Annotated in this window: 4 protein-coding genes; 3 read left to right on the top strand and 1 reads right to left on the bottom strand. The window is 43.4% G+C overall.

Annotation, left to right across the window (positions count from 1 at the left end):
- Positions 1-127: 127 nt before the first annotated feature.
- The 3 genes from PX484_RS04640 (at position 128) to cbiE (ending at position 2,434) form a co-directional block, all read left to right on the top strand.
- Positions 128-469 carry a hypothetical protein gene (locus tag PX484_RS04640; protein WP_288103015.1) on the top strand — a complete coding sequence of 114 codons (342 nt, stop codon included), beginning with the start codon at positions 128-130 and terminating at the stop codon, positions 467-469.
- 2 nt (positions 470-471) lie between these two features.
- The gene (locus tag PX484_RS04635; protein ID WP_287767686.1) at positions 472-909 is read left to right on the top strand and encodes a carboxypeptidase-like regulatory domain-containing protein; all 438 of its coding nucleotides are present in this window, start codon (positions 472-474) and stop codon (positions 907-909) included.
- A gap of 259 nt (positions 910-1,168) precedes the next feature.
- Entirely contained in the window at positions 1,169-2,434 is a 1,266-nt protein-coding gene (cbiE, locus tag PX484_RS04630) for a precorrin-6y C5,15-methyltransferase (decarboxylating) subunit CbiE (RefSeq protein WP_287751985.1), read from the top strand.
- 105 nt (positions 2,435-2,539) lie between these two features.
- Here the strand turns inward: cbiE and PX484_RS04625 are convergent.
- Positions 2,540-2,889 (bottom strand): Uma2 family endonuclease (locus tag PX484_RS04625; RefSeq protein ID WP_288103014.1); only part of this gene is annotated, 350 nt, incomplete at its 5' end.

Here is a 2,889-nt window from a genome sequence, read left to right as displayed (position 1 = left end):
TTTTTATGGGCAGATATTTTAAAACTGTCTCTTGAAGCTAATTATGATGATTATCTTGAAAAAAAATGATAATTAGACAGAAGTTCTCTATGTGAACAAGAGAACTTTATCTTCTTTTGTTTTCAAAATGAGAATTGCTGGATTTGATTTTGATGATTATGCTTTTATTGCCCTCAATGATCAAATTCAAACTTTAGCGAGTACCAATAGTTCTATCAGTACCTTAATCCCTTCTAGCACTAATTTCAGTCGTCAAGTTTCGGGGAGTTACACGCAAACCTTTAGTCCCGGAACTTACAGCATCGCTTGGGGAGTGGTTGATGTTGGCAGTTTTGACCAGACTTCGGCTCTCACCGTTAACAATGCTCAACTATTTCCATTTAATCAGCCTATTCCCGAACCCAATTCTTTATTTAGTTTGTTAGTTCCTCTCGGATTTTTTGCTGTATCATTTCTTCATCGGAGATAGACATGAACCTACTTCCTAAACAACTGACAATTACCTTATTAGCTCCCTTGATGTTATTGGTCAGTAGTTGTAGCTCAAAATTAATTTCTGCGCCGGGGATTAAGGGACGGTTTATCGAAGAGTCAACCGGAAAAACCATTGCCGGAGCTAAGGTGAGATATACTAATATAGGCGAGGGCTTGACCAAAGAGAGTATCACCGATGCGGATGGTCGTTTTATTTTTCAGCCTGAATTTACAGAGGGCTATGCAGGATATCCCACATCGCCTGTCGGTTTACGGGTAAGACTTCAACTAATGATAAAAGATAAGCACAACTTTTCATCTGTCTATCCTTCTGTGAAAAATTCTGCTTATCCTTCTGTGAAAAATACAGATGTTGATAATGCTATGATCGATGCCGGTGATATTAAAGTTAATCGGTTTTTTTTAAACCCCTAAGACCCCTTTTTTCTTGAGGTAAAATATGTCATTAAGAATCAACCAGAAAATCAATATCAGGCTCTTCGTTACTTGGTATGATTCGATCAGGGGGCATAAATCGACTAAATCCTTATATGGCAAGAGACTCAATTGATTAGCTCGTTCTAGATAGAAAACAATTGGCAAAAATCGAAGCAATGTCTTTCTGTGTAAGGGTTTTATCCTTTATAACCCCCCTCCATTGCATAACACAAACCGAAGAACCCAATATCATACTTTGATTCAGCAACAACCAAAATTTTTTTTAGACATGGCGGATCGCAATTGTCAGTCGAAATGGCTATCGATTATAGGAATTGGTGAAGATGGCTTAGAAGGGTTAAGTTCAGTAGGGCGAAGTCTGCTTTCTTTAGCATCAGTTATTGTCGGTGGTGAACGACATCTGGCAATGTTACCCCCAGAGGATCAACGGCAAAAACTGCTCTGGACTTCTCCCATCCAAGACTCTGTTAACGAGATTATCCGCCGTCGTGGTCAATCCGTCTGTGTTTTGGCCAGTGGTGATCCCATGTGCTACGGAATTGGTGTCACCCTCACCCGCCAGATTCCCCTAGAGGAAATGACGATTATTCCCTCTCCTTCTGCCTTCAGTCTTGCCTGTAGTCGTTTGGGTTGGTCCCTGAGTGAAGTGGAAACTTTGAGTTTGTGCGGTCGTCCTCCGGCTTGGTTGAATGGGGTGCTTTATCCCGGTGCTAAACTGCTGGTACTGAGTGCTGATGCCCAGACTCCGGCGCTCGCTGCTCGGCTGCTCAGGGAGGGAGGTTTTGGCGAGAGTTCCATCACGGTTTTAGAACATCTAGGGGGAACCCGAGAACGCCACATTCAAGGCATCGCCAACGATTGGCAGTTTACAAATCTGGCGGATTTAAATGTCATCGCCATTAGCTGCATCTCCTCCCATCCCCCCACCTGGGCGCCGCGCCTTCCAGGACTGCCGGATTCTGCCTACAATCATGACGGACAGTTGACAAAAAGAGAAGTTCGTGCTATCACGCTGAGTAGATTGGCTCCCCTACCCGGACAATTGCTCTGGGATGTGGGGGCGGGTTGTGGTTCCATTGCCATTGAGTGGCTGCGTAGCGATCGCCGTTGCCAGGGGATTGCGATCGAACATCATCCCACCAGATTACAATACATTGCCGATAATGCCGCCGCCCTGGGAACGCCCCATCTGCAAATCGTCGCCGGAATCGCACCGAGCGCCCTGGAAGATTTACCGCAACCGGACGCTATTTTTATTGGTGGCGGTATCACCACACCCCACCTATTGGAAACCTGTTGGTTAGCCCTGCGCCCCGGGGGTCGTCTTGTTGCCAACACTGTTACAATTGAAAGCGAATTAGTCCTCTTGCAATGGCATAGTAAATTAGGAGGGGAACTGCTGCGGATTGGCATTGAAAAAGCCGAACCGGTCGGCAAGTTTTTAGGTTGGAAAGCCATGGCCCCCGTAACCCAGTGGACTGTTGTGAAACCGAGATTGTAAATCCTTGATTTTCTCCTTGATCCCTCTTGCAAAAGCGGAACGATTAGCGAATAAACTGCGGGAATTAGGCATTAATCCTCACGATATCTAAGTTTAACTTTTGATCTAACTTTTATTGCCGAGTATTTCAATTAAAGTTAACTCTATTGCTGGAAAGGATTCAATAAAAATACTTTCACCTCGATAATATTTCTGAATATCCTGATAACTACCCTGCAGCGGATGGCGATAAACTTCTAAACATTCTTCCTTGAGATTAACGATCCAAACTTCTTTAATATTTGCCTCTGCATAAAGAGGGATTTTAGTATAGCGATCATAATCGAGGGTAGAATCGGAAACTTCAATAATTAAATAGATATCTTGAGGACAAGGATAGGCAGCAACATAAAAATCCGATCGAGGTATTAGTAAACTTAAATCTGGTTCTGGTTGAGAATTATTATTTAATCTAA

The organism is Microcystis sp. M49636_WE2, from assembly GCF_030065375.1.
Lineage (GTDB): Bacteria > Cyanobacteriota > Cyanobacteriia > Cyanobacteriales > Microcystaceae > Microcystis > Microcystis aeruginosa_C.
Note: the sequence above shows the minus strand (reverse complement) of the source record. Positions and strands in the feature narration are given on the sequence as shown.